The organism is Janthinobacterium longum (genome assembly GCF_051380735.1).
GTDB lineage: Bacteria > Pseudomonadota > Gammaproteobacteria > Burkholderiales > Burkholderiaceae_D > Janthinobacterium.
Genome location: NZ_JBNYXQ010000001.1, coordinates 1,765,327 through 1,790,433 on the forward strand (window position 1 = coordinate 1,765,327; position 25,107 = coordinate 1,790,433).

A 25,107-nucleotide genomic window follows, 5' to 3' on the forward strand; every position below is an offset into this window, starting at 1 on the left:
GACGCCCTGTGGCGTCCGCCCATTTTACCGCAAGTGCTTTACTGCAGCGCGACGCCGGCCGCCACGCCCGAAGCCCAGGCCCACTGAAAGTTGTAGCCGCCCAGCCAGCCCGTCACATCGACCGATTCGCCAATGAAATACAGGCCCGGCACCTTGTTGGCCATCATGGTCTGCTGCGCCAGTTCTCGCGTGTCGATGCCGCCGCGCGTCACTTCGGCCTTGCGATAGCCTTCCGAACCGTTCGGCACGATGGACCAGGCATTGATGGCCTGGCCCAGCTTGCGCAGTTGCGCGTCCGGCATGTCGGCAATGCGCGCATCCTGCGCCAGGCCATTGACGGCCAGCAGGCAGTCGGCCAGGCGCTGCGGCAACCATTGCGCGACGATATTGCCCAGCTGCTTTTTCAAGCTGCCCTTGCCTTCGATCAGGGTTTGCGCCACGTCCACTTCCGGCAGCAGGTTGATAACGATGGGCGTGCCCGGTTGCCAGAAACTGGAAATTTGCAAAATGGCTGGGCCGGACAGGCCGCGATGGGTGAACAGCAAGTCTTCACGGAAACGCGCGCCGGTCGGCGTGCGCCCTTTCAGGCTGCCCGTTTCCACATCCACCTCCAACGCAATGCCCGACAATTCGGCAAACGGCGCCCAGCTGGCAGGATCAAAAGTCAGTGGCACCAGCGCCGGGCGCGGCTCGACCATCTTCAGATCAAACTGGCTGGCGATGCGGTAGGCGAAGTCGGTCGCGCCGATTTTCGGGATCGACAGGCCGCCCGTGGCGATCACCAGATTGGCCGCCTCGATCTCGCCACTGTCGGTCTGCAGCAGAAAACTGCCGTCGTCCTGGCGCGCAACGCTGTCGATCTTGCACGGCATGCGCCAGTGCACGTCGCCAGCAGCGCACTCGTCCTTGAGCATTTCGATGATCTGCTCGGCCGATTCATTGCAGAACTGCTGGCCCTTGTGCTTCTCGTGGTAGCCGATACGGTGTTTTTTCACCAGCGCCAGGAAGTCTTGTGGCGTGTAGCGCGACAGCGCGCTCTTGCAGAAATGCGGGTTGTCCGACAAAAAGTGCTGCGGACCGGCGTGGATATTGGTGAAATTGCAGCGCCCCCCGCCCGAGATGCGGATTTTTTCGGCCAGCCTGGCCGCGTGATCGATCAATACCACGCGCTTGCCCTGCTGGGCGGCCACGGCCGCACACATCATGCCGGCCGCGCCTGCGCCGATCACTGCCACATCAAATTGTTTTGCCATAAAATTCCGCTCACCGCTGATTACAAAAGCGCCATTGTAAACGGCGCAGGCCATCAGGCGGCGGCGCCTGCGATCCTGGCAGACGCCATCAGGCATTGCTCCACCTGCTGCGCGATCGATGGCGGCACGGGAATGGCGCCGGCCAGTACCTGTTTGATCCAGGCGGCGGTGGTGGCCGCGTCGCGTTCCACCGGCAAATGCGGCAGTTGCTCGACGAGCAACTGTTTCTCCACCAGCACGGTACGCTCGACGCCGTGGAACCAGTCGATCTGCTGGGCCTTGTTGGCGTTGGCCACCGTTTCGCCTTCCGTGCCGCGCATCAGAAAGGCGTCGCCGCGCCCGACCGGTGCGGCAGTGATGAAATATTCACCGAGCATTTCCAGGTATTCCGGGTGCGTGTACGACACCAGGCGCAGCGCCGGCCCCGCAAACGGCTGCATGATTTTCACCAGGGTGTGGGTGGAATTGCGCACGCCCAGCACGCGGCGCAAGGACAGCAGCCAGGCCAGCTTCGGCGCCAGCGTGGCAATCGGCATGAACGCGACCTCGCCGCGCGCCATCACGTCTTGCGCTTGTTGATGGCTGTCGCAGGCGTGCACGTCCAGCGCGGCCAGTACTTCGGCGGTACTCACGCGGCCCACGTCCAGCGTGACGCCATGCACCAGCACCGGTGCGCCGGCGCGCGCCAGCAGCAGCGCCAGCAAGGCCGTCAGGTTGGCCATCTTGCGCGCGCCGTTGTAGCTGGGTATGACGACAGGCGCGTACGGTCCGGCTGGCGCCTGCAGCGGTGCAAACGACGCTTCGGCCGCGTCGAGGAAACCGGCGATCTCGTCCACCGATTCACCCTTGATGCGCATCGACAGCAAAATGCCGCCCAGCTCCAACTCGGACACGCGGCCATCGAGCATGGCGCGATACAGGGCGCAGGCGTCATCACGCGTCATGCTGCGCGCGCCGTTCTTGCCGCGGCCGATTTCCTTGATAAAGCGGGCGGCGGGAAATGGCTCTCCGGCCACGTCGGTATGGGGAATGGATACGGTAGTCATGGCGCCAGCTTACACGGATTTGGCATCTGTATGGCTACATGAAGAAATCATGTAGCCTGGCGTTTTTAACCAACAATCTTCCGCCAGGGCGCATTTCCGCTACACTATTGCCTCTTAAAGCATGCAATAGCGAAAGCCCAGCCAGACTCATGAATACGCCAGACATCGAAAATATCAACGTCATTTCCTTCGCGCCTATGCCCACGCCGGCCGAACTGCACGCCAGACTGCCGCTGTCGGCCAGCGCCTTTGACACCGTCAACCGCGGCCGCGAAGCGCTGCGCGACATCATCGACCGCAAGGACCAGCGCCTGTTCGTGGTGGTCGGCCCGTGCTCGATCCATGATCCGGTGGCCGGCCTCGATTACGCGCGCCGACTGAAAGCGCTGCAAGACGAAGTCAAGGACACGATGCTGCTGGTGATGCGGGTGTATTTCGAAAAACCGCGCACCACCACCGGCTGGAAAGGCTATATCAACGACCCGTACATGGACGATACGTTCAAGGTCAACGAAGGCATGGAAAAGGCGCGCCGGTTCCTGCTCGACGTGTGCGAACTGGGCCTGCCCACCGCCACCGAAGCGCTGGACCCGATCTCGCCGCAATACCTGGGTGACCTGATCGCCTGGACGGCGATTGGCGCGCGCACCACCGAATCGCAGACCCACCGCGAAATGTCGTCGGGCCTGTCGACGCCGGTCGGTTTCAAGAACGGCACCGATGGCGACATCAGCATCGCCGTCAACGCCATCCTGTCGTCGGCGCACCCGCACTCCTTCCTGGGCATCAACGGCGAAGGCAATGTGTCCATCGTACGCACGCGCGGCAACGCCTATGGCCACGTGGTGCTGCGCGGCGGCGACGGCCGCCCGAACTATGATTCGGTGTCGATCGCGATCGCCGAACAGGCGCTGGCCAAGGCCAAGCTGCCGGCCAACCTGGTGGTCGACTGCTCGCATGCAAACAGCTACAAGAAGCCGGAACTGCAGCCGCTGGTGATGGCCGACGTGATCCACCAGATCGTGCAGGGCAACCGCTCGCTGGTGGGCGTGATGATTGAATCGAATATTGTCAAGGGCAACCAGAAAATTCCGCAAGACCTGTCGCAGCTGACCTATGGCTGCTCGGTGACCGACGGCTGCATAGACTGGGATACTACCGCCACCATGCTGCGCGAAGCGCATGCGCATTTGCTCAAGCGGCCACGGTAAGCAGCAAACTGCGGGGGTCAGACCCTCAATGCCGCAAACTCGGAGGCCTGCGCTAACGGTGGCGGGGGTCTGACCCCAGAATCACGCCATTTGTACATGCGGCAGCAGCGCAAACGAGCCGGCCAGCGCCTGCTCGGCCTTGCTGGCCGGGACGTTGAGTTCTTTCAGGTCCAGGTAGATGCGCCCGTCCAGGATACGCACCGCATACATGCGCGCCACACCCTGCACGGGCGCGACCAGCCGGCCCGAATCGAGTTCGATGATCCAGCTATTCTTCGGCCCGATCAGGTTTTTCTCCATCAGCACGCCATGCGCCAGCGGGCCACCCAGGCAAGGCACGCTGTCGAGCAGTGCGTAGACCGTGTCGTCGGCCGCGCGAAACAGCGCCACGCCAGGCAAATCCTGCCAGGCCAGCCCGCGCTGCACCATGCGCGCGCCCGCCAAAGGCATGTCCTTCAGGCGGCATATCATTTTCCATTGTTCCGGCATCACAAGCTCCCGTGAGAAAAGCACAGCTGTTCCATAAGCAAGAGCGGTGCCAGTGCTGAAACACCGCCGACAAGGGGACACCAAGCGCCAGAGTGCGCGCCAGCGCACTGCGCAAGTGCACACTGCCGCCGAAATGGTGCGCCGGCGGCCAGGCTGGCGTGGCCGCTTTCCTTTACAATGACGGATTACTCCCCCTACTTTGCACCCTTCATGATTGTTCTTGGCGTCGAATCCTCCTGTGACGAAACCGGCCTGGCCCTGTACGACACCGACCGCGGCCTGCTGTCGCATGCCCTTTATTCGCAAGTCGCCATGCACGAACAGTATGGCGGCGTGGTGCCGGAACTGGCCTCGCGCGACCATATCCGCCGCGCCATCCCGCTGCTGACCGAAGCGCTGGACAAGGCCGGCATCACACTGCCGCAGATCGACGCCATCGCCTATACGCAAGGCCCGGGCCTGGCCGGCGCGCTGCTGGTCGGCTCGTCGGTGGCCTGCAGCCTGGGCCTGGCAATCGACAAGCCGGTGCTGGGCATCCACCACCTGGAAGGCCATCTGCTGTCGCCGCTGCTTGCTTCAGAGCCGCCCGAGTTCCCGTTTATCGCCCTCTTGGTATCGGGCGGCCACACGCAGCTGATGCGCGTGGACGGTGTGGGCCAGTACACCCTGCTCGGTGAAACGCTGGACGACGCGGCCGGCGAAGCGTTCGACAAATCGGCCAAGCTGCTGGGCCTGGGCTACCCGGGCGGCCCGGCGATTTCGCGCCTGGCCGAATTCGGCGACCCGCTGGCCTACAAGCTGCCGCGCCCGATGATGCATTCAAAAGACTTCAATTTCAGCTTTTCGGGCCTGAAAACGGCGGTGCTGACGGTGGTGAAAAACCACGAAGAAAAAGTGATCGCCAATATCTGCGAGCAGGACAAGGCGAATATCGCGCGCGGCTTTGTCGACGCCATCGTCGAGGTGCTGACAGCCAAATGCGTGTCGGCCCTCAAGCACACGGGCTTGAAACGGCTGGTGATCGCTGGCGGCGTGGGCGCCAACGCCCAGCTGCGCGCCTCGCTCAACGCGGCGGCGGCAAAAAAACGCTTCAAGGTGTATTACCCCGAGCTGGAGTTCTGTACCGATAACGGCGCCATGATCGCCTTTGCCGGCGCCATGCGCTTGCAGATCAACCCTGCTGCGGCCAAGCGCGATTATGCGTTCAATGTGCGGCCGCGCTGGCCGCTCGATGAAATCCGCGAAGTTTGATCGAAGCCGGGGTCGGACCCGTCGGGTCTGACCCCAGCCTTCCGCCGCGCCGCCAGCGACGTTTAAATATCGATCCGTCGAATCATCAGGAATCTGGGATCAGACCCAGCGGGTCTGACCCCAATAAAAAATTCCGCCCTAGTCCCAAGCCTTCCTCCGCCACCGTCTCATCCTTCAGCCCCACCCCCGACAACTGTCGCGCAAACGCCTGCGACAACAGGTAATGCAGCCGGTACGCAGCCTGTCCATACGCCATGCCTTCCGGGCGCACGTTGGAGATGCAGTTGCGGCTGTCGTCCCGCAGGCCCACCTTCGGCGCCCACGTCAGATACAAGCCCATGCTGTCCGGGGAAGAGAGGCCTGGCCGCTCGCCGATCAGCACCAGCACGGCGCGCGCCTGCAGCAATTCGCCCACTTCGTCACCGGCCGCCACCCGCCCCTGTTGCACGATGATTAACGGCGACACCGTCCATGACTCCAGCGCCAGCCTTGCACGCAGGGCCGCCAGGAACGGCGCCGCATGGCGTTCGATCGCCAGCGCGGACAAACCATCGCAAGCCACCAGCGCCAGATCCACTCCCCGGGAACAGGCCGCTAGGTGCTGGCGCGAAGCGTCGTCGAGACGCCGCCCCAGGTCGGGCCGCTGCAGATAGATGGCACGCGTGGCGGCCGCGCTGTGCAAGGCGATGCTGCCCGGCTCGCGTGCCGCCAGCGCTTGCGTATCGAGTTCCAGGTGCACCGCATCGCGCGCCTGCGCATGGGCCAGCTGGAAAGCCAGTTGTTTTGATGTCGGCAGGCTGACGCCGCTGCGGCCCAGCGCGATGCGCGCACGGGTATGGCGGCGCAAGGCTTGCCAGGGATTGTCGGTCACTACGGTGTCGCTGGCCATGGCATGCTCCCGGGGTGGTGGAATCTTGCTACACTGCGCACCAGCATATCACCAGGGAGCACCATGATCGTCGCCGCCGATGCCGTGCTGTGGGACCAGCTATACGATGCTGCGCTGCTCGAGCGCCTCGGTCCCGCGCAGCCGGAAATCATAGACCATGTCACGCAGGTCAATCTCGCCATGGACGTGGCCGAGCAGCCGTCGTCAACGCAAGTGGACGCTGCCTTCGAGGCCGACGTGCGCGCGGCGATCGCCGGCATGCCGGCGTCCGTGCAGGCGCTGCTCGACGGCGTGCTGCTGGGCGTGCGCTATGCGCGCCAGCTGGGCTCGTCCGCCATCAGCGATATCGTCGTCAGCAGCGAAGGCGTGATCCTCGGCGTGGTGGTGGCGCTCGACGTCGACGCGTTCGAATCGCGCACAGCCAATGCCTGGGCCACCTGGAAGGAAAATACACCGTTCTCGACTGAAGACGGCTATCGCCTGAGCGCGCAGATTGCACTGCCCGAGGACGACAACCGCCAGGGCGCGCTGCAATACCTGCTGCTGCATGAATTCGGCCATGTGCTGTCGGCTGGCCGCAATCTGCTGCACGACTGGTGGCTGGACGCGCAGTCGCTGCGCGGCGCGCACCAGTATCACTATCTGCCGCTGGCCTGGCAGATCGACGCACGCAGCCAGGTGGTTCCACTGCCGGAGAACGACTTTGCGCTGCGTAGCGACATTGTCTACTACCACGGCGCGCGCATGCAGGGCTGCCAGATGGTGGATGCTTACCGCCAGCTGCAGGGTGCGAACTTTGCCACCCTGTATGCGGCCACCAGCGTGCATGAAGACTTTGCAGAATCGTTCGCCAGCTATGTGCACACCGTCATGCTGGGCAAGCCACAGCTTGTCCGCATCGAACACGATGGCGCGCTGCTGCTGCAGTTCGACGGCTACTGGGATGCACCGCGCAGCGCGGCCAAGCGCGCGCTGCTGGCGCAGTTGCTGGGCTAGGCCGTGCTTGCCGCGCGCGCCAGCATGGCGCGAAACGCCGCAAACACCTTCTGCATGGCCGGCCGTTTATACGGGTACATTTCCTCGGCATCCATCGCGTGCACGATCATGGCGTTGTCGGCCTCGAACACCAGCAGTTCACCGTCGCGCGTCTCGGCGCAGTCGATGCCAAGATAGGGCATGCCCATGCGCGCATTGATCGCTTTGAAAGCGCCAGCATGGCGGCGCGCAAACTGCTCGTCGAAGTGCGCCATGATCTGCGCCTCTTCCTCGCGTTTGAGCGCGCTTTCATCCATGCCCGCGTTCAGGTAATGGATCATCCAGTGCGACGACACGGCAAAGTGGCAGATATACGGCAGGCCGTCGATCAGCGCGATGCGGTATTTGCGGAACTGGCCATCAATGTTGCTGTAGTCGACAAAGCGGGCAATGTAAAAGCGTTCGGCGTCGACTTTTTGCAGATAGCCCTGCAGGTCGGCGGCGCTGGCGATCCTTTCCAGGTCGTGGCCCGCGTGCGAGCCGAGCGGGCGCACGATCAGCGGAAAATCGTCGCCTGGCAGCAGCGCATCGACTTGCAGCGCGCCACTGGCCAGTGCTTCGGCCTGCACCCGCACCAGGCGCACCGTGCGCGGCATGGCCACGCCTGGCACGCCGTGCAAGCGGGCGCACAGGCCATCGCGCGAGGTATGGGCTATATGCTGCGGCAGGTTGACCACCGGGCGCGGCCAGTCGGAAACAAATGCGGCGAGACGTTCCAGCAAGGGTTGATTCGCATCCGATTCAGCCACCGCCACCAGCAGCACATCGTGCTCGGGCACTTCTTCGGGAAACACGCTGTCAGTCGTCAGGTACAGCAAATCCATCGCCACGTCGGACTGCTCGAGCAAAAATTCAATCGGCGTATTCGACATCAAATCGCCCGGGCCCATCACCACCAGCAGCTTGAGCCCGGGGCCGGACTGCGGCGCCTGTGCGGGCAGGCTGTACCACTGCTGCAGTTCGATCGCCTGCGCCTGCACCGCCAGCGCCAGCTCGCGCTGGCCTTTCAGTTGCAGCACGGTGGAAAAATCGAGGCAGGCGTGGGCGTCGTCCGGGTGGGCCTGGGCGCGCGCCAGCAGCGCTTCGCCCAGCGGCGCCAGGTCCTGCTGTAAAAAGGCCAGGCGCATCAGGGGCGCCAGGCCAATCAGCGGCGCATACGCGGTGGCGGCCTGCCGCATCAAATCAGTCATGGTGTTCCCAAAAATCAAGAGAGGCGAGCGGCGCCGAAGCGCAGCACGGCATCGACCAGCGCGTCGATATCCTGCGCGCGCGTACGGTGGTTGACGATGGCGGCGCGGATCGCCAGCTGGCCGCCGATGGTGGTGGTCGACGGTGCGGCGATGCCCGATTCATGCAAGTCAGCCACCAGTGCGCCATTGAAGGAATCGCTGTCTGCGCCCACCACGCCACGATGGCGAAAGCAGACGATATTGAGCGTGACGGGCGCCAGCAATTCCAGCTCCGGCGTTGCCTGCACGCGCTGGGCCAGGTAGCGTGCCAGCGCGCAGGTGTGGGCGATTGCCGCACCCATGCGCGCGGCGCCATGCACCTTGAATGTGAACCAGGTTTTCAGGGCGCGAAAGCCGCGCGACAGGTCTGGGCCGAAGTCGCACGGCCACGGCGAGCCGCCGGCCAGGCCGCGCGCTTCACGGCGCAGATAGGCGGCCGGCGCTGCAAACGCCGCCATATGGCGGGCGCCGTCGCGCACCAGCAGAAAGCCCGCGTCATATGGCACCTGGCCCCATTTGTGAAAATCGAAGGCCAGCGAATCGGCCAGCTCGATGCCGGCCAATAGCGGCGCCACCTCGGGCGACAGCATGCCCAGCGCACCATACGCGCCGTCGACGTGGAACCACAATTTTTCGCGTGCCGCCAGCGCCGCCAGGGCGGACAGATCATCAATGGCACCCGTGTCCACCGTGCCAGCCGTGCCAACGATAAAGAACGGTTGCAGGCCAGCCGCACGGTCTTGCGCGATCGCCTGCGCCAGCGCGGTGACGTCAAACTGCTGCCGCTGATTGACGGCGATGCGGCGCAAGGAGCTTGTGCCCAGGCCCGACAGATCCATCGCCTGGGCGATGCAGCCATGGGCGGCGGCCGAGGTGTAGGCCACCAGCGGCGCGGCCCTGATGCCATCCTGGCGCGCCGCCACGCCCAGCGCTTCGGTACGCGCCACCAGCAAACCCATCAGATTGGCCATCGAGGTGCCGGTAACGAATACGCCGCTGGCCGTATCAGGAAAGCCGAACAGTTCGCGCATCCAGCGGCCGATCTGGCGCTCCACTTCCACCGGCATCTGGCTGCGTCCGCCCACATTCGCGTTCAGGCCGGCCGCCAGCATCTCGGCCAGCATGCCGACAGGCGTGCCGCCGCCATGCACCCAGCCCATGAAGCCTGGGTGAGCATTACCCACCGCATAGGGCAGCACGTCGTGCATGAAGGTGGCGTGGGCATCGGCCAGCTCGCCAGGCGCCTGCGGCAGCGGCTCGGCAAAGCTGGCGCGCGCCGTGGCGGGCGCGGGCTGCCAGACGGGGCGCTGGCGTATCTGCTGCGCATAGTCGAGCATGTCGTCGAGCATGCGGTGGCTTTGTGCGCGGAAGGCGTCCCAGTCTTCGGGGTCCAGTGATTCAGGGTCGGGTGGCAGCATGATGGCGTCGCGTTGATGGATGGTTGATTATCGCACCGGCATGGCTGGCCAGGGTGCCATTTACATGTGTTACCTGGCCAGCCGCCCCAACGCGGCCTGGAATGCCGGCGCCAGTTGCGTCGAGAGTTGACCGTCGCCCCAGGTAATGCGCATGCGCGCCAGCCAGGCCTCGAACTCGGGCGCCGCGCCCAGGCCCAGCACACGGCGCGCATACAGGGCGTCGTGGAAAGACGTGCTCTGATAGCCCAGCATGATGTCGTCGGAGCCCGGCACGCCCATGAAAAAATTGCAGCCGGCCGCGCCCAGCATGGTCAAGAGCACGTCCATGTCGTCCTGGTCCGCTTCGGCATGGTTGGTGTAGCAGACATCGCAGCCCATGGGCAGGCCCAGCAGCTTGGCGCAGAAATGGTCTTCCAGCCCCGCGCGGATGATCTGCTTGCCGTCGTACAGGTATTCGGGGCCGATAAAACCGACCACCGAATTGACCAGCAGCGGCTCGAACGCGCGTGCCACCGCATAGGCGCGCGCCTCGCAGGTCTGCTGGTCCATGCCGTGATGCGCACCGGCCGACAGCGCGCTGCCCTGCCCCGTTTCGAAATACATGACGTGCTTGCCGACAGTCCCGCGCCCCAGCGACAGCGCCGCCGCCCGGCCTTCGGCCAGCAGCGCCAGGTCGATACCGAAACTGCGGTTGGCCGCCTCGGTGCCGGCCACCGACTGGAACACCAGGTCGACCGGGGCGCCGCGCCGTATCGCCTCGATGGTATTGGTCACATGCGTGAGCACGCAGGACTGGGTGGGAATCTGGTACTGGCCAATCACGCCATCAAGCAGTTGCAGCAGGGCTACTACCTGCGCCACATTGTCGGTGGCCGGATTGATGCCGATCACGGCGTCGCCGCTGCCATACATCAGGCCATCGACGATGGAGGCCGCGATACCGGTAGCGTCGTCGGTCGGGTGATTCGGCTGCAAGCGCGTCGCCAGCCGGCGCTCCAGGCCCAGGGTATTGCGAAAGGCAGTCACCACGCGGCATTTGCGCGCTACCAGCACCAGGTCTTGCAGCCGCATCAGTTTCGACACGGCCGCCGCCATTTCGGGCGTGATGCCGCGCGCTACCGCCGCCAGCGCGGCGCTGTCGGCCGCATCGCACAGCAGCCAGTCGCGCAGCTCGCCCACGCACAGGTGCGCGATCGGCGCAAACGCGGCGCGGTCGTGCGTGTCGATGATCAGCCGCGTGACTTCATCGCTTTCGTACGGCACCAGAGATTCGTTCAGAAATACGCTCAAAGACAGGTCGGCCAGCGCCAGTTGCGCGGCCACTCTCTCTTGCGCGCTGCCAGCGGCCACGCCGGCCAGCACATCGCCCGAGCGCAGCGGAGTTGCCTTGGCCAGCAGGTCTTTCAGGTCGCGGAAGCGGTAGACCATGCTTCCCAGCGTATGCGTATATTCCGTCATCAGGCTATCCTCCCGTGGCAACCATTCTACGCCTGCACGAAGTTATTCCAGGCTGCGCAGCGCCTCTTCCACCGCCGGGTGGCGAAACACGAAGCCGTCGGCCAGCAAACGGCGCGGCGCCACGCGCTGGCCTTCGACCAGCAGGTCGGCCTGCTCGCCGAGCAGTGTGCGCATGGCAAAAGCGGGCGTGGGCATGAACGATGGGCGGTGCAGCACTTTTCCGGCAACCCGCGCAAATTCACCCTGGCGCAGAGCCTGCGGTGCGCAAAAATTCCAGGCACCATCCACGCCACCGTTTTCGCTGCGGCGTGCCAGGTGGGCAATGCCACGGATGACATCGTCCACATGTACCCACGACAGCCACTGGCGGCCGCTGCCCAGCGGGCCACCGGCGCCCAGGCGTATCGGCAGCAGCATCGGCGGCAAGGAGCCCTGGTGGCCGAACACCAGGCCAAAGCGCATGCAGCCCACTTGCACGCCATATTGTTCGGCGCCGCGCGCAGCCGCCTCCCATTCGCTGCACAGCTGCGACATGAAGATAGGCTGCGGCGCGCTATCCTCGCCAAGCTCGGTGTCGTCACCCTGCGGCTGCACGCCGTAGTAGCCGATGGCCGACGCCGACAGCAGCACGCGCGGCTTGTGGCTGGCGCGCGCGATCCAGGCAATCACCTCCTGCGTCAAGCCGATGCGGCTGCGGCGCAAGGCAGCCTTGCGGGCATCGGTCCAGCGCGCGCCGACGATGCGCGCGCCGGCCAGGTTGACCACCATGTCGATATGGGCAGTGTCGGCCAGATCGTTCATGCTGGTGACACAGCGCACCTTGCCGTCAAACGTCCACGCTGCCTGTTTGGCCTGGCGCGTCAGCACCGTCACGGCATGGCCATCGGCCAGCAAGGCGGCAACCAGCTGCTGGCCGATAAAGCCGGTGGCGCCGGTGACCAGCACTTGCTGCGGCGCGCTGGCGAAGGACGGTTGTTCTGTCTCCCTTTCCTCCTTTTCTACCCGTTTTCCCAGCTGCCATGCCGCATAGCCGTCGCGCAGGCCCGACAAGCCCACGCCCACGCCGCACAGGGCCAGGAACACGCTGAGCCAGCCATAAGGCTGCCAGGCCAGCGCGGTTGGCAAGCCGACCCAGTCGACACTGTTCAGGGCCAGCAGCGCAATAAATGCGCCGGCATTGATCGCCAGCACCGTATGGGTGACCCGCTCGGTGGCCGGCAGCAGGCGGGTGCGGTCTTCGACCACGAAGTCCCACAGCGTCAGCACGATCTCCACGCTGAAGACGATTACCAGCACCCAGGCCCAGGCGCCATGCCATTCCCAGGACGACAGGCCCGCAAACAGCAGGCTGTAGATCAGCGCGCGGATCGAGTGGATGGTCAATTCGAGGCGCGCCGACTTTTTTTTCGGCAGCGCTTCGGTGATTTCATGGTGGTAGATGGTGTCAAAGGCGCCCAGGCAGCCCTGGAAAGCCATCAGTTGCAGGGCCAGCAGATGCGTATTCATGGTGAGTCCTTGTGAGTGTCGGGGGCAGCCGCTTCGCGAAATACGCCAACCTGGGTAAAAGTGGTGCCGAACAGGGCGTGGCGGATCTCGATGCGGATATTGAATTGCTGCGGGTTGTCGTTGCGGTGGCACAGATAGGTCTTGCCGGGCGTGAGCAGGCCGGGCAGCGGCATGCGCCAGCCGAACAGGTCGAGGAAATAGCCGTCGCTGGTAAAGTACAGATTGCCTTCGCGAATATCGAGCACCAGCTTCATGCCCAGGCCCATGCCCACATATTCCAGCACCTCGCCTTTTTCGCTCTCCGCCATGTAGGATGTAAAACGGATCGGCTTGCGGCCATGCAGGCGATAAGTGCGCTGCTTGAAAATGTGCGGGCAGCCGGGCCGCGAATAGACCTCGATATCGACCGGGAAATGGTAGTCGTCATGCGGTATCAGCGCGCCGTTGATGAACGGCCGCGTGATCCAGCCCAGCAGCTTGCCCAGCCGCGAGCTGCTCAATTCACTGAGTTCGCCGCGGTAATACAAGGGCTGGCCCGGTGCGGGATTTTTTTCAAAGCGGCGGCGAATATCGGGGTGCAGGTTCAGCCAGGCGTCGCCCATCACCTTTTTGAACAACTCTCCTTCGGACGGTCCGTTCATGGTTTGGCTTTCTTCGCTTTGGCGGATTTTTCAGGTTTGTCTTCGGGGCTGAGGAACTTGGCCACCTTGCCGCCCATCGCCAGCATGCGCTGCAAGGTGGCTGGCGGCAGGTTCTTGTAGTCGCTGTAGGTGGCGGTCAGCATCTCAAGAAAGGCCAGCACTTCGCCCATGCGCGCCAGCGTGGCCGGTGGAATCGCCGCATCGTGCTCGCCTTCGATTGCACACTCGCGCAAGACGGTGAGGGTCGGGTCGATCTCGCGCCGCTTGCGCTCTTCCATGATGACGCGGAAGATCTCCCACACATCCTGCAGCGCCACGAAATGGTCGCGCCGGTCCTTCAGCATGTGGGTCACGCGCACCAGGCCCCAGCTTTGCAATTCCTTCAGGCTGTTGCTGACATTCGAACGCGCCACGTTCAGGCTGGCGGCAATCTCTTCCGCCGTCAGCGGCTCATTGGCCAGGAACAGCAGCGCGTGAATCTGTGCCACGGTGCGGTTGACGCCCCAGCGGGTGCCCATTTCGCCCCAGTGCAAAATGTACTTTTGTGTGGTTGGACTCAGCTCCATGATCTCGGCTCCATCTTTTCTCTTATTTCTGTCGTTGCAGAAATGTAATGCGATAAAGAAACTGAGTCAAGCACGATTCCTTACAAGGCAGGCGGCTGGCCCATGGCTTTGAGGAACTGCTGCTGCGAGGCGTGCAGCTGCAGGTAGCCGATCTCGCGGTAGGTCAAGCCATGGCGTGGCGCCAGTTCGGCGATGATGCGCGCCAGCGCCGGGTAGTGGCGATGGTTCCAGGTCGGGAACAGATGGTGGGTCAGGTGCAGGTTCAGGCCGCCGAGCCAGTAGCCCAGCCAGCGCAAGGCGCGCGGCTTCGGTGTCCAGTCACAGGTGGTGTAGAACGTGTGCTGGTACCAGTCATGCGGCAAGGTGCCGTCTTCGCCGGGCTGGAAGAAATCGACTTCGGCCCAATGGGTGCCGAGGATCAGCGCCACCAGCACGCACGAGGCGATCATCTGCCCCAGCAGATAGGCGCCCAGCACCGTGGCCCAGCCGATGCCGTGGCCTTGCACCACCCAGATCGGCAGCGCCAGCACCAGCGCCACATGGCCCAGCTTCCAGCCCAGGAACATCGCCCAGCCACGCCAGCCCTGCAGCTGGCTGTGGGCCGCCACCGGCGTCTTGCCGAAGCGGTCCAGCCAGTCGCCATACCAGTTCAGGTAGGGCAGCGACAGCGCAGCGATCATGGGCCAGTACAGGTATTGATAGCGGTACTGCGGCGACCAGCGCTGGTATGGCGTCTGGCGCAAGAACGGGTTCGGCTCCGTATCGAGGTCATAGCCTTCGACATTGGCATAGGTGTGGTGGAACTGCACATGGCGGATGGTCCAGAAATCCATGTCCACGCCCACCGGCAAGCTGACCAGGCGCGTCAGGAGGCGATTCAGCGGTCCGCGCCGGAACATGGCGCTGTGCGCGCCGTCGTGCAGGCTGTTCATGGCCAGCACCATCGCCGTCACCACGCAGGCCACATAGCTGGCGACAAAGCCGAAAGTGGTCCCGGCGCGCAGCGCCAGCACATACAGCACGACCGCCAGGCCCGTCAGGGCAACCGCCTTGAGATGGATGCGCCAGTCGGCAAAGCGGTGCGTGGATGCCGCCGCCAGGTAGGCGTCGGCCCGCTCGCGCAGCTCGCGCCGGAAGGCCGAATCGCGCGCCGGCCGAAAACGTAGCGGCGGCAGCTGGGAAGACGCCGTCATGCGCGCGTGCCCTCTTGCGCCGGCCACCATAACCGGCGCGCGCCATCGAGGCCATGCACCAGCAGCAGCCCCATGAAGATCACGCCCCAGGCATCGCGTGCACCTTGCCAGAACAGGAACAGCAGCGGCAGCACCAGACAGATGGATATCCACGCCAGCGCCCCCCAGCGGCGCGCATCCGACAGGCCGCCCAGCGCCAGGGTGCCGGCAAAGATCAGGGCAAACAGCGCCCCCTGCTGCGCGGCGGTCCATGCCGCCTCGTGGTTGACGTAATAGATCACCAGGCCAAACAGGATCACGCCGCCGACGCCGATATACAGTTCGGGCACGTGGAACACGCCGCGCGACTGCCAGTCGGGAAAGCGCGCGCGCAGCCATTTGAACAGTTTGCCGTTGCTGGCCAATAGCGGATTGTGGGTAGGCGTCGTGCCCTTCACGCCATAGCGCATTTCCACGCCATCGAGCTCCGGCTGGAAGCTGCCGAACAATTTATCCCACAACAGCAGGGTGCCGCCGAAATTGCGGTTGATATAGCGCTTGTCGGTGCCGTGGTGTACCCGGTGGTGCGACGGCGTGACCATGATTTTATCGAGGATGCCGGACTTGTTGACCAGCGCATTGTGGTTGTAGAACTGCACCGAGTAATGCAGCGACGAGATGACGACAAAGATTTCCAGCGGCAGCCCCAGCACGGCCAGGATGGCGATAAACGGAAAATTGGTCAGCGACGAATACCAGGAATTGCGCACGCCCAGCGACAGGTTGAAATGTTCGCCCTGGTGGTGCACCACGTGCACCGCCCACAGCAGCGGAATTTTATGGTGCAGGCGGTGCATCCAGTAAAAGCACAGATCCCAGGCCACAAACGCGAACAGCCATTGGGCCGCCAGCGGCCACTGGTCGACAATATGCAGGTTGGCATGGCGCAGCAGCAGCGCAAATGCGGCCACTTCCACACCGCGAAACACCCACATCAGGATATGGCCGGAATTGAGATTGAAGATTACGTCTTTCCATGGCACCGGCGTCTTGCGTACCCATTTGAGTATCAGGAGTTCGGCCAGCACGAAGGCCAGCATGATCACGAAAGTGAGGGCAAAGGGATTGAGGTTCATGGTGCAATTTCCGCAGAAATGTTGCGACGATCTGCCGAGGATACGCGCATTTTCGCCAGCGCGCCGCCCGCCAGGCCCACCAGCAGGCCGGCGCCCAGGTCGATGCTGACATGCCGGCGCAGCGCTATGATGGCGTAGCAGATGCCCAGCGTCAGCAGCACCGCCAGTACCGAGCGCAGCGGACGCCCGCGTTCCAGCAGCGCCCAGGCGCACAGCAGGGTCAAGGCGCCGTGCAGCGAAGGCAGGCAGTTCTGCGTGGAATCCATCGTCTGCAGCATGCGCAATACCTGCGTGCTCCAGCCGGTGCCATCACCTACCGGCGGATACGCCAGGGTGGTCGGATACAGCAGGAACACCACGCCGCAGATTAGCGCCGACACCGCCATGGCGCGCGCCAGCCAGCGCACGCGGACAGGGCTGACCACCAGGTAGGTGTGAGGGATCAGGATAAAAAAGGACAGGTACAGCCAGATCGCCGCGTCGCTATACGCAATCGCCCGGTCGATAAAGGTCTCGGGCAGTATCATTCCCTGCCCTTGCAGCAAATCACTGGAAAAATACACCAGGCCCACGCTGCCCCAGCCGGCCAGCAGATACAGCAAACGTCGGGAAAAATTCATGGCAAGGCTAGGCGTCGGATACGGCGCCGTTTCATGGTGGGATCAAAGGCCGGCAAATCACGGCTGACGGTCCAGTCCAGCCGTTCGACCGCCACGCCCAGCCCTTGCAGCACGCCTTCCAGGTGGGCTTGCAACGCGGCCAGGCCCGCATCATCCTGCTCCGCATGCAGCTGCAAGGTGCTCGCTCCCTGCTGCACCAGGCGATAGTCGCAATCGGCAGGCAAGGCCTGCGCAAACGCGCGCGTCAGCACATCGGCAAAGACAGCCACAGTCTGGCCGTCGAAGGGCGCAGGCAGCACCAGCATATCGTCGCAGCGCCCTTCGATGCCTTCAATGGCACGCGTGGCGCGCCCGCAGGGGCAAGGCGTGGCGCGCGCCAGCAAGATATCGTCGAGCCGGTAGCGCACGATGGGTTGCGTAATGCGCGTAAAGTCGGTAATCACGGGCACGAAGCGCCGCTGTTGTGGGTCCAGCCACTGCGGCTCGACATGCACGTATTCCTCGTTCAGGTGCAGCACACCGTGTTCGCAGGTGCTGGCCAGAAAACCTTCGGTGGCCTGGTAGATTTCATGCACGGCGCCAAACGCCTGCACGATCAGCGCGCGGTCCTGCGCTTCGAGCACTTCGGCCACCGAGATAACTTTTTTCGGCGCCAGGGTCAGGCGCCCCGCAATCACGCCCAGCGCAAGCTGGCGCAGCACCTGGGCCGGCGCCACGATCACGGACGGCCGGTACGCCACCAGTTCGGCGCACAGCGCGTCGAACGGCTGGAACAGGTCGTAAAAGGCAAAGGTCAGCCACGGCGAGCGCACGGCCGTGTACAGATTGCTGTTCGCGCGCAGGAACAAGGCCACTCTTTCGCCGGAAAACAGGCCGTCGGGCAGCGCCTTGGCCAGCATCACGCCGGCCCACTGGGCTTTTTCACGCGGGCTGACGGTAAATACGGCGCGCTGCGACGAGGTGCCCGACGACAGGCCCACCGTGATCTCGCCCACCGCAGGCGTGAAGTCGCGGCTGCGCTCGGCCGCCATGGCCGCCGCCATCGCAGGCGCCAGCTTGACGCCTGCCGTGTTCATGGCGTCGAAATGCTCGATCATCAGCGCCTTGTTCATGCTGGGCCACCGGGCCAGAGGCAGCTCGCGGAACGGCGCGAAGTACCTGCTGCGCGCGCATAGCTTGTCCATAAAGCTTGCCAGCTGGCGCTCTTGATACGCATCGAGCTGCGCGCGGCCGGCAAAGCGCAGGCGCCGCGTGCGCCAGTAGGCCAGCAGCAGCCAGAAAATGCGCTTCAAGGTCGGCCCGCCACAGGCAAGTAATCATCGGTGTCTTCATGCGTGATGCGGATCCGTGCATTGCCGCCCTGGTGCAGCTGGTGCAGGCGGTGCAGGGTCTCGTAATAAGGCGCGCGCTTGTGCTGGATAATGAACGACAGCTCGGACGGGCCGCGCAGTTGCTGGAAGCTTTCCGGCACCCAGGCTGCATCCGACGCCAGCAAGGTCCAGCCGCTGTCTTGCAGCACGAACGCACCGAGGTGGCCGATGGCGTGGCCGGGCAGCTCGACGATATAGATCTCGCCGGTGCCGCTGACATCGCGCCCCGTCTTGAACGGGTGCAGCTCGGCCGGCAAAGCGGTTTCGGGCACGCTTTCCACAAACGCCAGGCGATCCGCTATATCAGCGGGCAGCAGCTCGGGCACAAAGGCCTTGCGCACGGCAGGGATACCGGTCAGGCCACGTACGGCGTCCCAGCCGGTCTTCGACGCCATCAGCCGCGCCTGCGGAAAGTCGCGCATGCCCGCAATATGGTCGGCATGGAAATGCGACAGCAGCAGGGTGTGGATATCGCCGGGCGATATGCCATGCGCGCGCAACTGGCCCTGCAGCGACTCGTTTTCGTCAAAAAAGATCGGCGTAACCCAAGCGTACATGCGGTACACGCCCCTGGACGTGGCAGTGCGGAAGTGTTCGGCGTAGCCGGTGTCCCACAGGTACAGGCCCGCGCGGGTCTCGATCAGGTAGGCGCGCGAAGGAAAGCAGCGGCTGGCCAGGCCACTGCCTTTGAGCACCATGCAGGACGGATGGGTGCAGTGACCGACGCGAAAAGCGGTAATGCTAGCCATTGCGCTCCTTTGCCACCTGGTGCGCGGCCGCCTCCTGGCGCATCCACTGCGCCGTGCGGGCGATGCCGTCCTGCAGGCTGACGACGGGACGGTAGCCCAGCACCTTGCGCGCCTTGGCGTTGTCGAGCGTCATGTCGAAACTGAGCGCGCCGATGCTGTAAGGCGTCAGCGACGGCTCGCGGCGCGTGAAACGGGCGCCGAACTGCATCAGCCGGGCGACGGTTGCCAGTACCCGGTAAGGCATGCTGACGATCTCGAACGGCTGGCGCAGATGGTCGCCAAACAGGCTGCGCAAGATGTCGCACAGGCGCGCCGGTTCGCAGTTGGTGATATTGAAGGCGCTGCCCGACGCCAGCGTCTTGTGCAGGGTGGCCAGCCACATGGCGTGTACCACATTGTCAACATAGGTGATGTCGATGGTGGCTGCGCCGCCATTGGGCAGCGGCAGCTTGCCGCCGCGTTCCTGCAGCACGCGCGCCAGGCGCGGTATCAGCACCTGGTCGTGCGGGCCGAAGATGGCGCGCGGGCGCAAGATCACGCACAACATCTGGCGGTGCTTGTCGGCCGCTTCCTGCACCAGTTTTTCCGCCATCGCCTTGGTGCGCGCGTAGGCGTTCACATAGACGTCGGGGCGGAAGGTTTCCGGCACTTCGTGGCGGTTGCGGTAGTCGAAATACAGGGCCGGCGTGGAGATGTGCACAAAGCGCGCCACATGCGAGGCCCCGGCCGCGCGCAGCAGCTGGCCAGTGGCGGTGACATTGGCGGCAATGAAATCGCGTTCCAGCCCCCACGGCGAGGACAGCGCGGCGCAGTGCCAGACAGCGTCCATGCCGCGTACCAGCTGATCGACCTGCTGCGGTGCGGCTTGCGCCAGGTCGAGCGGCACGAACTGGGCGCCCAGGCGTTCGAGCTCGCGGCCCACGGCCAGGTTGCGGCCGCTGGCGCGCACGTCCACGCCCTGCGACAGCAGGAAGTGCACGGCATTGCGCCCCAGGCCGCCAGTCGCCCCCGTGACCAGTATCCGCTTCATTACCTCATCCTCATATCGCGCATCATGGATCAAGCATCACAGATCGATTATCATGCCGCCGATGGTCAGCCCGGCGGCCGTGCCCATCATCAGCAGGCGCTGGCCCGGCACTGCCCGGCCCGTCATCACGGCCTCGTGCAACGCGGTGGGCAGCGAGGCCGCCACCTGGTTGCCATGGGTCTCGAAGATCTTGATGATTTTAGCATCGGGCACATCGAGGATGCGCGCAGCATGCGCCAGGCCCAGCGGACTGGCCTGGTGCGGCACCACCACGTCGATGCGATCGAGGCCGGCACCGGATTCGGCCACCAGCTGGTCGAGAAAAGCCGGCATGACCTTGACGGCCAGGCGGAACACGGCCTTGCCGTCCATGCGAAACAGGTAGTCTCCCGGTTCGCTGCCATTGCGCGGATTGCGCTCGGTGCCGCCACCGCGAATTTCGCAGTAGCGCCGCCCTTCCGGATACGTCGCCATCTTGTACGCGACAATGCCGGCCGTGCCGTCGCCGCGCTCGACGATGACGGCGGCGGCGCCGTCGCCGAAGATCATCGATGCTTCCGGTTCGCTCCAGTCGACCCCACGCGAGGCGAGATCGGACGAGACAATCGCAATGTGCTTGTAGCCACCGTCGGCCAGCATCGAGGCGGCCACGCGCAAGGCCGCCATGAAACTGAGGCAACTGGCGTTGATGTCGAAGGCGGGCGTGCCGGCTGGCAGGCCCGCGTGCAGGGCGATAAAACAGGCCGTGTTCGGCAAGGCTTGTTCGGGCACGCCGCAGGCGCCAATCAACAGATCAACGTCACCCGGCTGCAGGCCGGCGTTCTTCAGCGCGTCAAGCAGGGCGGCCGCGCCCAGCTGGCTTTGCGATTCGTCGGGTGCGGCCACGAAGCGCGACAACACGCCGCTTTTTTGCAAGGTGTAGCCGGGCGGATGGCCAAGTTTTCGGTCCAGGCTGTCGGACGTCACGCTATGCGACGGCACGGCCTTGCCTGTCGCGATCAGGCGTACTGGAATCATGGGAGCCTTCCTTATTGTTATGTTGGTGAGGCGTCGTGCTTCATGGTATGGGCAGGGAATCGCCGCAGTGCTTGCAGAAATTGGCGTCGTCATCGATATCGCGCTCGCCACAGCCCGGACAGCGGCGGCCAGCCTGCTGGCGGCCGCCGCGCTGCACCGTCATTTCCGCGCTGATGATGCCGGTCGGCACGGCCAGTATGCCCCAGCCGAGCAGCATCATCATCGAGGCGATGGTGCGCCCGATATCGGTCTTCGGCGTGATATCGCCAAAGCCCACCGTGGTCATGGTGCTGATGGCCCAGTAGATCGAGGTGGGGATGCTGCTGAAACCGTTGTGCGGCCCTTCCACCACATACATCACGGTGCCCAGCAAAAACACCACCATCATCACGACCGACAGAAAAATCAGGATCTTGCGCCGGCTGGCCAGCAAGGCCCGGCCCAGCATCGTGTATTCATGCACATACGACGTCAGCTTGAGGATGCGGAACATGCGCAGCAGGCGCAGGATGCGCACATCGATCAGCACATGGGCGCCCGGCAGCAGCAGGCCGATATAGGTCGGCACGATGGCCAGCAAATCGATGATGCCGAAAAAACTGCGCGCGTAGCGCACCGGATGCTGCAGGCACGACAGGCGCGCCAGGTATTCAATCGTGAACAGAAAGGTGAAAAACCATTCCAGCCCCACCAGCCACTGGCCGTAGCGGGCCGCCACCGAGGCGACACTGCTCAGCACCACCACCGTCACGCTGATCAGAATAGCAACGATCAGCACCAGGTCGAAGGCGCGCCCGGCCTGCGTTTCTGCCTCGAAAATAACGCCATACATGCGCGCGCGCCAGCCCGCCTCGGGCTTGCCGTATCGTTTCTGCGCTTCCTGCGCGGAGCGCTGCTGCGGTGTCAGGGGTGCCGCCTTCATGCTGGTATTGTGCTCATATGCTAATGATTGTATAGATTATCGCGCCAAAATGGCGACACGCTATGGCTGCTGGTCCAGCAGCACGGCGTTGCGGCGATCCCTTTCCGCCTGCACGATGTCAAACGCGCGCGCCTCGCTCACGCCGATGGTCTGCAGCACGGTGGCCGTCAGTTGCAGCGCAGCTTCCAGCGCCTCGGGTACGACCAGGGTGGCGCCGGCCTGCACCAGCGCCAGCGCGTGCGCTTCGTCGCGGGCGCGCGCATACACGGGCAGTTGCGGGTAGGCGCGCCGTATCGAGCGCACCGCGTGCAGCACCGAGGCCGGATGGTCCATCGTCAGCACCACCGCGCCGGCACGGTCGGCATGGACTTTCTGCAGCAGCTCGGCGCGCGAGGCGTCGCCAAAATAGACGGCAAAGCCGCGCGGATGCAGGCTAGTGACCAGGCGCGCATCGTTCTCGATCGCCACGTAGCTGATGTCCTGCTCGGTCAGCACCCTGGCCAGCAACTGGCCCACCCTGCCGAAGCCGGCGATAATGACACTGCCCGCCGGCGGCGCGGCGCCGGCATCGAGGTCGGCCAGCTGGTGATGGTGGCGCTTGTCCCACCAGTCGCCCAGGCCGCGCGCCGCTTTCGCCAGCGCCGGCGTGGCGAACAGGCTCAGGCCCACCACCAGCATCACGAACTGCGCCGCTTCGGGCGCGACCAGCCGCTTGCCCAACGCATAGGCGACAACGATAAAGGCGAACTCACCGCCCTGCCCCAGCAGCACGCCCGAGGCCACCGCACGGCCCCAGGGAAAGCGGCCGAGGCGGAAGATCACGGCGATCACCAGGGTCTTGACGGCAAACAGGCACAGCACGGCCAGCGGTATCCAGATGGGCGAGCGGATGATTTCGCGCACATCGATCTGCATGCCGACCGACATGAAAAACAGCCCCATCAGCAGGCCCTTGAACGGCTCGATAATCACCTCCACTTCATGGCGAAACTCAGTCTCTGCCAGCAGCAGGCCAGCCAGCAAGGCGCCGAGCGCCATCGACAAACCGGCCAGGTAGGTCAGCCCGGCAATGCCGAGGGTGCTGAGCAAGGTCAGTGCCATGAACACGTCGGGCTGGCGCTTGCCGACAAAAAACTGGAACAACGGGCGGATCACGCGCCGCCCCAGCAGATAGATCAGCAAAATGGCGCCGATCGACTTCAGGGCAGCGAAGCCGAGCAGAGCAGCCAGGTCGTCGCTGCGCCCGCTGGCGAATACATCGATCAGGATAAACAGCGGCACCACCATCAGGTCCTGGAACATCAGGATGGAAAAGCCGGCCTGGCCGCTTGGAGTCTGCAGCGCACGCTGCTCGGTCAGCAACTGCATCACGACGGCGGTCGACGACAGCGACAGCACCAGTCCCAGCACGATGGCCGCTTCCAGCGACAGGCCAAAATAATACGCCACCGCGCCGATCAGGCAGGCGCTCACGGCCACCTGCCCCACGCCGGCGCCAAACACCCAGCGCCGCAGCGCCCACAGCCGTTCGGTGGACAGTTCCAGGCCGATCATGAACATCAGAAACATCACGCCCAGCTCGGCCAGGCCGCTGACCTGCTCGGCACGCACAAAGGAAAAATATTTGAGCCAGGTGAAGTCAGCGGCCCACAAACCGAAGCCGAACGGCCCGAACAGCGCGCCAACGGCGAGAAATCCCAGTACCTGATTGACTTTCAGGCGCTGCAATAGCGGAATGAAGATGCCGGCCAGGGCGAGAAACAGCAGCGTTTCGCGCAAATACGGCAGGGCGTGCTGTTCTTCCACGAGTTATTTTCCTTCTGGCAAACCCAGCATGTCGGCGCGCGGCCGCTCCCAGCCCGGCACATGGCCTGGACAAGGCTGGCCGCTGAATTGTTCCAGCTGCACCGTGGTGAAATTGTCCTGCATGTCCGGGTTGAAGCGCACATCGGTGAGGCTGCTCCCGCTCAGTTTGGGCATGCGGCCAAAGCGCAGCCAGGCGTCGGCGTGGCAATTGGTCGATTGCAGCGCGCGCAGGGCCGCCAGGCTACCGGTGGCTTGCGCCGAGACGGCAATGCCTGGCGCCAGCTTACCACCGCCATCACCGGGTTCGGCCAGGCCGGCCGGACAGGCTGCCGGCGCCAGGCTGACCGGCAGCAGGCTCATGGTGCCGCGCCGTAGCGTATAGGCGTCCGCCTTGGCATCGGTCTTGCTGTCGAGCGAAACATAGGTCCAGCACAGCGGGTGGCTGGGGAAAGCCGTCATGGCCACGTCCCACACGCGGGTGCCCGGATCGATGTGCTGCAAGGCGGCCTCGACCCTGGCGCGGCCCAGCGCGGAGGCCGTGCCCTGCATGCCGATAAAGGTGGCAGACAGCGCAAAGCCCAGCAGCAAAGCACCTTTTCCCCGCACGCCGGCGCGCCCTTGCACGACTGCCATCATCGCGCCCAGCGCCAGCAGCACGCCCAGCGCCAGCGGCGCCAGGTAATTTTTATAGGCAAAGAAACACAGGGCCGCCGCCAGGCCAGCCAGCAGCAAGCCTTTCAGCGCTCTGCTGCGCAGGGACATCATCACGGGCACGCCCAGCAGCACCCAGAACATCGGCTCGACGATAAATACCATGTCGCCATACAGCCAGCGGTTGTCGAACGGGTAAAACGGATGCAGGCCGTAAGAATTCAGGAAATCCATGCCCATGTGCAAGCCCAAGCCCAGCAGCAAGCACAGCGCCAGGCCGATGCGTGCCGGCTGGCTGGTTTTCAGCAGCCGGCGCGCAGCGGGCCATAGCAGCCACAGCAGGGCCAGCACCAGCAAGGCTTGCGGTATCGCCAGCAGCAGGGTATGGGTATGGCCACGGTGCTGCAGCATGTAGCCGAAGGGGCGGGGCATCAGCCGGGTCAGGAACAGGTCCAGGTCTGGTGCATTGCTGGCGAACCAAGCGGCAAACAGAAACAGGGCGCGCCGCGTGCGCTGGGGGGCTTCCTGCGGCTCGGGCGGCAAGCTGCGGTGCAGCAGCTCACCGACGCCCAGGCCGATCACCGAATGTGTAATATTATCCATCGGGCAATTTTACAGTACGGCCGAGCCTGCCTCCATGCT

At 64.3% G+C, this 25,107-nt stretch carries 23 protein-coding genes; 3 read left to right on the forward strand and 20 right to left on the reverse strand.

The features are described 5' to 3' along the window. Window positions 1-38: 38 nt before the first annotated feature. Together ACQ4WM_RS08055 and ybiB are read right to left on the reverse strand one after the other, a co-directional pair. Window positions 39-1,253 (reverse strand): BaiN/RdsA family NAD(P)/FAD-dependent oxidoreductase, encoded by a 1,215-nt coding sequence (locus ACQ4WM_RS08055; RefSeq protein ID WP_436546141.1) that lies wholly within the window; start codon window positions 1,251-1,253, stop codon window positions 39-41. A 53-nt stretch (window positions 1,254-1,306) separates the two neighbouring features. Further along, a complete protein-coding gene (ybiB, locus tag ACQ4WM_RS08060) occupies window positions 1,307-2,299 on the reverse strand; it encodes a DNA-binding protein YbiB (protein ID WP_436546142.1) in 993 nt (330 codons plus the stop codon). 149 nt (window positions 2,300-2,448) lie between these two features. Between ybiB and ACQ4WM_RS08065 the strand changes: the two genes are divergently transcribed. Further along, window positions 2,449-3,510, forward strand: a complete 1,062-nt coding sequence (locus ACQ4WM_RS08065; RefSeq protein ID WP_436546143.1) for a 3-deoxy-7-phosphoheptulonate synthase — start codon at window positions 2,449-2,451, stop codon at window positions 3,508-3,510. A gap of 81 nt (window positions 3,511-3,591) precedes the next feature. On the opposite strand, the gene ACQ4WM_RS08070 is transcribed toward ACQ4WM_RS08065, so the two are convergent. After that, window positions 3,592-3,999 (reverse strand): nitrite reductase (NAD(P)H) small subunit, encoded by a 408-nt coding sequence (locus ACQ4WM_RS08070; RefSeq protein WP_436546144.1) that lies wholly within the window; start codon window positions 3,997-3,999, stop codon window positions 3,592-3,594. Window positions 4,000-4,209: 210 nt separating this feature from the next. On the opposite strand from ACQ4WM_RS08070, the gene tsaD reads away from it, so the two are divergent. Beyond that, entirely contained in the window at window positions 4,210-5,250 is a 1,041-nt protein-coding gene (gene tsaD / locus ACQ4WM_RS08075) for a tRNA (adenosine(37)-N6)-threonylcarbamoyltransferase complex transferase subunit TsaD (RefSeq protein WP_436546145.1), read from the forward strand. Window positions 5,251-5,335: 85 nt separating this feature from the next. Here the strand turns inward: tsaD and eutC are convergent, their stop codons facing one another. Then, on the reverse strand, window positions 5,336-6,139 hold the full coding sequence (gene eutC, locus ACQ4WM_RS08080) for an ethanolamine ammonia-lyase subunit EutC (RefSeq protein ID WP_436546146.1): 804 nt from the start codon (window positions 6,137-6,139) through the stop codon (window positions 5,336-5,338). Window positions 6,140-6,202: 63 nt separating this feature from the next. Here eutC and ACQ4WM_RS08085 point away from each other — a divergent pair, with 63 nt between their 5' ends. Next, window positions 6,203-7,135, forward strand: a complete 933-nt coding sequence (locus ACQ4WM_RS08085) for a hypothetical protein (RefSeq protein ID WP_436546147.1) — start codon at window positions 6,203-6,205, stop codon at window positions 7,133-7,135. Here ACQ4WM_RS08085 and ACQ4WM_RS08090 read toward each other — a convergent pair. The 16 genes from ACQ4WM_RS08090 to ACQ4WM_RS08165 all read right to left on the reverse strand — a co-directional run bounded on the left by ACQ4WM_RS08090 (window position 7,132) and on the right by ACQ4WM_RS08165 (window position 25,068). After that, complete coding sequence (locus tag ACQ4WM_RS08090) at window positions 7,132-8,364, reverse strand: ATP-grasp domain-containing protein (RefSeq protein WP_436546148.1); 1,233 nt, start codon at window positions 8,362-8,364, stop codon at window positions 7,132-7,134. The two genes, ACQ4WM_RS08085 and ACQ4WM_RS08090, sit on opposite strands and share 4 nt — an antisense overlap. Window positions 8,365-8,378: 14 nt before the next feature. After that, a complete protein-coding gene (locus ACQ4WM_RS08095) occupies window positions 8,379-9,821 on the reverse strand; it encodes a pyridoxal phosphate-dependent decarboxylase family protein (protein ID WP_436546149.1) in 1,443 nt (480 codons plus the stop codon). 69 nt (window positions 9,822-9,890) lie between these two features. Beyond that, window positions 9,891-11,279 (reverse strand): ethanolamine ammonia-lyase subunit EutB, encoded by a 1,389-nt coding sequence (locus tag ACQ4WM_RS08100; protein ID WP_436546150.1) that lies wholly within the window; start codon window positions 11,277-11,279, stop codon window positions 9,891-9,893. Window positions 11,280-11,321: 42 nt separating this feature from the next. Beyond that, entirely contained in the window at window positions 11,322-12,785 is a 1,464-nt protein-coding gene (locus ACQ4WM_RS08105; RefSeq protein ID WP_436546151.1) for a TIGR01777 family oxidoreductase, read from the reverse strand. Then, window positions 12,782-13,426, reverse strand: coding sequence for a DUF4166 domain-containing protein (locus ACQ4WM_RS08110; protein WP_436546152.1), 645 nt, complete (start codon window positions 13,424-13,426; stop codon window positions 12,782-12,784). The genes ACQ4WM_RS08105 and ACQ4WM_RS08110 overlap by 4 nt, the downstream gene beginning before the upstream one ends. After that, window positions 13,423-13,992 carry a GbsR/MarR family transcriptional regulator gene (locus ACQ4WM_RS08115; RefSeq protein ID WP_436546153.1) on the reverse strand — a complete coding sequence of 190 codons (570 nt, stop codon included), beginning with the start codon at window positions 13,990-13,992 and terminating at the stop codon, window positions 13,423-13,425. Before ACQ4WM_RS08115 ends, ACQ4WM_RS08110 begins: the two co-directional genes overlap by 4 nt. Window positions 13,993-14,072: 80 nt before the next feature. Further along, window positions 14,073-15,185, reverse strand: a complete 1,113-nt coding sequence (locus ACQ4WM_RS08120) for a fatty acid desaturase family protein (protein ID WP_436546154.1) — start codon at window positions 15,183-15,185, stop codon at window positions 14,073-14,075. Next, a complete protein-coding gene (locus ACQ4WM_RS08125) occupies window positions 15,182-16,300 on the reverse strand; it encodes a sterol desaturase family protein (protein WP_436546155.1) in 1,119 nt (372 codons plus the stop codon). Before ACQ4WM_RS08125 ends, ACQ4WM_RS08120 begins: the two co-directional genes overlap by 4 nt. Continuing rightward, window positions 16,297-16,920, reverse strand: coding sequence for a phosphatase PAP2 family protein (locus ACQ4WM_RS08130; protein ID WP_436546156.1), 624 nt, complete (start codon window positions 16,918-16,920; stop codon window positions 16,297-16,299). The genes ACQ4WM_RS08125 and ACQ4WM_RS08130 overlap by 4 nt, the downstream gene beginning before the upstream one ends. Continuing rightward, on the reverse strand, window positions 16,917-18,212 hold the full coding sequence (locus ACQ4WM_RS08135; RefSeq protein WP_436546157.1) for a F390 synthetase-related protein: 1,296 nt from the start codon (window positions 18,210-18,212) through the stop codon (window positions 16,917-16,919). Before ACQ4WM_RS08135 ends, ACQ4WM_RS08130 begins: the two co-directional genes overlap by 4 nt. Then, window positions 18,209-19,039 carry an MBL fold metallo-hydrolase gene (locus tag ACQ4WM_RS08140; protein ID WP_436546158.1) on the reverse strand — a complete coding sequence of 277 codons (831 nt, stop codon included), beginning with the start codon at window positions 19,037-19,039 and terminating at the stop codon, window positions 18,209-18,211. The genes ACQ4WM_RS08135 and ACQ4WM_RS08140 overlap by 4 nt, the downstream gene beginning before the upstream one ends. Beyond that, on the reverse strand, window positions 19,032-20,069 hold the full coding sequence (locus tag ACQ4WM_RS08145) for an NAD-dependent epimerase/dehydratase family protein (protein ID WP_436546159.1): 1,038 nt from the start codon (window positions 20,067-20,069) through the stop codon (window positions 19,032-19,034). The genes ACQ4WM_RS08140 and ACQ4WM_RS08145 overlap by 8 nt, the downstream gene beginning before the upstream one ends. Before the next feature lie 36 nt (window positions 20,070-20,105). Then, the gene (locus ACQ4WM_RS08150; protein ID WP_436546160.1) at window positions 20,106-21,086 is read right to left on the reverse strand and encodes a 3-oxoacyl-[acyl-carrier-protein] synthase III C-terminal domain-containing protein; all 981 of its coding nucleotides are present in this window, start codon (window positions 21,084-21,086) and stop codon (window positions 20,106-20,108) included. Between the two features lie 40 nt (window positions 21,087-21,126). Next, a complete protein-coding gene (locus ACQ4WM_RS08155) occupies window positions 21,127-22,008 on the reverse strand; it encodes an ion transporter (RefSeq protein ID WP_436546161.1) in 882 nt (293 codons plus the stop codon). Between the two features lie 60 nt (window positions 22,009-22,068). After that, window positions 22,069-23,814: a cation:proton antiporter domain-containing protein gene (locus tag ACQ4WM_RS08160; RefSeq protein WP_436546162.1), complete on the reverse strand. Its 1,746-nt coding sequence runs from the start codon at window positions 23,812-23,814 to the stop codon at window positions 22,069-22,071. Between the two features lie 3 nt (window positions 23,815-23,817). Then, window positions 23,818-25,068: a metal-dependent hydrolase gene (locus ACQ4WM_RS08165; RefSeq protein ID WP_436546163.1), complete on the reverse strand. Its 1,251-nt coding sequence runs from the start codon at window positions 25,066-25,068 to the stop codon at window positions 23,818-23,820. Between the last annotated feature and the right edge of the window lie 39 nt (window positions 25,069-25,107).